Origin of the sequence: Sphaerobacter sp., assembly GCF_019683595.1 — a bacterium.
Taxonomy (GTDB): Bacteria; Chloroflexota; Chloroflexia; order Thermomicrobiales; family Thermomicrobiaceae; genus Sphaerobacter.
This window is the reverse complement of sequence record NZ_JADGHZ010000243.1, coordinates 1-4,253: the sequence shown is the minus strand read 5'-3', so window position 1 is coordinate 4,253 and position 4,253 is coordinate 1. Positions and strand designations below refer to the sequence as shown.

The 4,253-nt window shown below is 67.1% G+C and carries 2 protein-coding genes and 1 rRNA gene; all 3 read right to left on the bottom strand.

Annotated elements, in window-relative coordinates; all coding sequences use genetic code 11:
- Window positions 1–96: ribosomal RNA gene (locus tag IRZ30_RS16010) — 16S ribosomal RNA — on the bottom strand; the annotation flags it as partial.
- A 553-nt stretch (window positions 97–649) separates the two neighbouring features.
- Window positions 650–2,302, bottom strand: coding sequence for a long-chain fatty acid--CoA ligase (locus IRZ30_RS16005; protein WP_294086580.1), 1,653 nt, complete (start codon window positions 2,300–2,302; stop codon window positions 650–652).
- A gap of 47 nt (window positions 2,303–2,349) precedes the next feature.
- On the bottom strand, window positions 2,350–4,110 hold the full coding sequence (locus tag IRZ30_RS16000) for an acyl-CoA dehydrogenase family protein (RefSeq protein ID WP_294086579.1): 1,761 nt from the start codon (window positions 4,108–4,110) through the stop codon (window positions 2,350–2,352).
- Window positions 4,111–4,253 lie beyond the last annotated feature (143 nt).

The following is a 4,253-nucleotide window of genomic DNA, read 5'->3' as shown; positions in this document are numbered from 1 at the left end:
CGCCACGGTCGACCGCCAAAGCGGCTCCCGTTCGACTTGCATGCATTAGGCACGCCGCCAGCGTTGTTCCTGAGCCAGGATCAAACTCTCCATCAAGATACGATCCCCATTCACGGGGTTTCGCTTCCTTGATTTGCGATACCGGGGAGCACTCCGCCGCCTCTCGGCGACGGCCTCCATCGGAATCGCCGGAGTGCTCGCTGTACGAACCACACTTCAGTTGTCAAGGTGCATGCGGGCGTGAAAAACCCGCCGGCTGGCGGGCGGCACAGGATCCTCGCGCTAGTCGCGTTTCGGCTCCCTTACGTGCCACACCTCCCGCACTCGCCTGATGAGTCTCCGGGCCGCGTTACCGCGTCCACCCAGAGCCTATGTATTATACTCATCGGAGTTGCCCTCGTCAAGGGCATTGCTCCTCCGGGGCTTGCGCCCCGCCGGCCTTCCGGCCGGGCTGGCTGCCCGCCAGCGCAGGGAATATTACTCAGCCACCCCCGCAGCGTCAAGGGTGATCCACCATCATTTCCAGCCCAGGCCCACTGTCCCTTCAGACCCCAGCCCTCACGTACGAACGCACAGCTCGACGAACGGGCAGGCCGCCGCCCGGGACCACCGGGCGGCGGCGAGGCAGGCGCGCCGGGGACGTGACGGCTCAGGCGTGCTCGACTTCGGCAGCCGCGAGCTGATCGCGAAGCTGCTCGCGGAGTTGCTCGCGCAGGGCGGACTTGAGGAACTTGCCGGTCGATGTGCGCGGGATCTCGGTGCCGAAGACGATGTAGTCCGGCAGCCACCACTTCGGGAACTGGTCCGCCAGGTAGGCCCGCAGTTCTTCCGCGGTCGCGGTCTGGCCCTCCTTGAGGACCACCACGGCGGCGGGCCGCTCCAGCCACTTCGGATGCGGCACGGCCACGACGGCCGCCTCGGCGACGGCCGGGTGGGCCATCAACGCGTTCTCCAGGGCCACCGAACTGATCCACTCGCCACCCGACTTGATTACATCCTTCACCCGATCGGTGATCTGGATGTAGCCCAGCGGGTCGATGGTCACGATGTCGCCGGTGCGGAACCAGCCGTCGTCGGTGAACTGCGCGTCCCCCTCCGGGTCGTTGTAGTAGGCGCGGGCGATCCACGGACCCCGGATCTCCAGCTCGCCCATGGTCTTACCGTCCCAGGGGACGAGGCCGTTTTCCCCGCGGGCGCGGATCTCGATCATCGGCAGCGGGCGGCCCTGCTTGGCGAGGTAGTAGTACTGCTCGTCCATCGGGGCGTCGAGGGCCTGGCTGGGGACGTAGGCCATGGTGCCGACCGGAGTCGTTTCGGTCATGCCCCACCCGTGAACCACATGCAGGTTGTGGCGCTCGCGGAAGCCACGGATCAGCCCCTCCGGTGCCGCTTGCCCACCGATGAGCATGGCCCGCATGCTGGAGAGATCGTAGGCGTCGGGGTTCTTGTCGAGCACTTGCAGCAGGCCAAGCCAGATCGTCGGCACCCCGGCAGTGACGGTCACACGCTCGGTCTGGAAGAGCTCGGCCAGGCTCACCGGGTCGAGGTGCGGTCCGGGGAAGACCTGCTTGGCGCCGACCATGGTGCAGGTGAAGGGCAGGCCCCAGGCATTGACATGGAACATGGGCACCACCGGCGTGACCACGTCCGTCTCACGCAGGCCGATGGCGTCGGGGAAGAGGCTGCCGAAGGAGTGCATCACGATCGCGCGGTGGGAGTAGACCACGCCCTTGGGCCGCCCAGTGGTGCCGGAGGTGTAGCACATTGCGGCAGCCTGGTTCTCGTCCAGGTCGGGCTCGCGGTACTCGCTCGGGTCGGCCGAGGCCAGCAGTTGCTCGTAGCCGATCGTCCCCTCGTGCTCCGTGCCCTCGTTGGAGATGACGACGACGTGCTCAACGTTGAGCTGCGGGCGGATCCGCTCGAACAGCGGCAGCAGCGACTCGTCCGCCAGGATGACGCGATCCCCGGCGTGGTTGATGACGTAGATCAGATCCTGCGGGGGCAGTCGGAGGTTCAGGGTGTGGAGCACGCCACCGAAGGCCGGGATGCCGAAGTAGGCTTCGAGATGCTGATAGTGGTTCCAGGCCAGCGTGGCGACACGGTCGCCCGGTTGGATGCCCAGCCGCTGCAGCGCCACGGCGAGTTGCTTAGCGCGCCGAAGCATATCGGCGTAGGTATACCGGTGGTAGCTCTTGTCCGGCAGCCGGGAGACGATCTCCTTGTCGCCGTACAGCGCCTCGGCCCGGCGCATGATGGCGGGCAGGACCAGAGGGTAGTTCATCATCAGGCCGTCCACGGTCATCCCTCCTTCGCTCGACCTACCCCACGGAACGAACTCCCGCGGCGCGCTCAGCCCGCGCGCGATGCCGCCGGCTGTGGATAGCCGCCGGCCGCCAGGACGGCCGCCGCGACCTCACGCTGCACACCAATGCGGTCGAACGGCTCTCGACGAGTCAGCCGCCGGGCGACCGAGAGGCACATCGTCAGGTCGTCCCCGTCGGCCACGCGCGGGAGGACGCCCGTCGCGGCGAGCAGCGCTTTCCCCAGCACCGCGTCGAGGTACAGGCGGGCCATGTCGCCCCAGAGCGGGACCCCGGTCTTCCGGGCGCGGACCACGCCCGACTCGGCGGCGTAGGTGTCGATCAACAGGTCTCCGATCGTAAGCAGGACCTCCTGCTCCTCCTCGATCGCCGTGCCGAACTTCTGCACCGCCAGCCCGGCGATCATGAGCGCCAGCTTCTTGAGATTCGCGACCTGCGCCTCCTCTCGTGCCCACGGTCCCTCTGGCTCGTCGAAGTCCGGCTCCAGCAGCTCCTCCTGGAGCCTGGCTGCCGCCTCCGTCAGGGGCAACTCGCCCTTGAGCGCGCGGCGGAAGAGCATCTCGGGGATCAACAGGCGGTTGATCTCGTTGGTCCCCTCGAAGATGCGCTGTACGCGCGAATCGCGGTAGGCGCGCTCGATCGGGTAGTCCTGAAGGAAGCCGTAGCCGCCGTGGATCTGCACGCCCTCGTCGACGGCGTAGTCCATCGTCTCAGTGCCGAGCACCTTGAGGATCGAGCACTCGACGGCGTACTCCTGGATGCCGGCCAGGATGGCGTCGGTGCCGGTCTTGCCCGCGATGGCCTCGTCGATCAGGCCGACGGTGCGGTAGACGGCGCTCTCGGTAACGTAGGTGCGGGTGGCCATCTCCGCCAGCTTCTGCTGGATCGCGCCGAAGGAGGCGATGGGGCGGCCGAACTGGCGGCGCTCCTTGGCGTACGTGGCGGAGAGGGCCAGGGCGTGCTTGGCGGCACCGACCCCGCCCGCACCCAGCTTGTAGCGGCCGAAGTTCAGGATGTTGAAGGCGATGCGGTGCCCCTTGCCGATCTCCCCCAGCACGTTCTCCACCGGCACCTGGGCGTTCTGCAGGATCAACTGGCGGGTGGAGGAAGCCTTGATGCCCATCTTCTTCTCTTCGGGACCGAGGCTGACGCCGGGGAAGTCGCGCTCGACCAGGAAGGCGGTGAAGTGCTCGCCGTCCACCTTGGCGAAGACGGTAAAGAGGTTGGCGAAGCCGGAGTTGGAGATGAATTGCTTGGTCCCGTTGAGCAGGTAGTGGCGACCGTCGGGGGAGAGCGTGGCGCGGGTCCGAGCGCCGAGCGCATCGGAGCCGGAGCCGGGCTCGCTCAGGGCGTAGGCCGCAATCCACTCACCGCTGGCCAGCTTGGGCAGGTACTTCTGCTTCTGTTCCTCCGTGCCCCAGTAGACCAGCGGCAGGGAGCCGATGCCGGTGTGGGCGCCGTAGGTCACGGCGAAGCCCCCGGTCGGCGCCATCTCCTCGGTGATGACGGCGCCGACAACCTTGGGCAGGTCGAGCCCGCCGTACTCCTCCGGCACCTCCGCCCCCAGCGGTCCGAGCTCGCCCAGCTTCTGAATGAGCGGGACGTTCAGCTCCAGTTCACCCTGATCCATGCGGTCGAGCACCGGGAGGACATCGCGCTCGACGAAGGTGCGGGTAATCTCGGCCAGGGTCTTGATGGTATCGTCGAAGTCTTCCGGGCAATAGATCTCCTGCGGGCTCTCCAGCAGCCATCCGCCCCCACGCCGCCACAGTGCCGTGTTCTCTGCCATGACCGTGCTCCTTCGTCATACGTCATGCGTCACGCGTCCCCCTCACCCCCGGCCCCTCTCCCACGAGGGGAGAGGGGAGCATCACGGATGACGGGTGACGGATGACGCATGGCGTTTGACGCACTACCCATACACCTCAAACA

Excerpts from the sequence above, each read along its gene's own strand:
- IRZ30_RS16005 (WP_294086580.1), bottom strand. The coding sequence starts at position 2,302 with ATGACCGTGGACGGCCTGATGATGAACTACCCTCTGGTCCTGCCCGCC.
- IRZ30_RS16000 (WP_294086579.1), bottom strand. The coding sequence starts at position 4,110 with ATGGCAGAGAACACGGCACTGTGGCGGCGTGGGGGCGGATGGCTGCTG.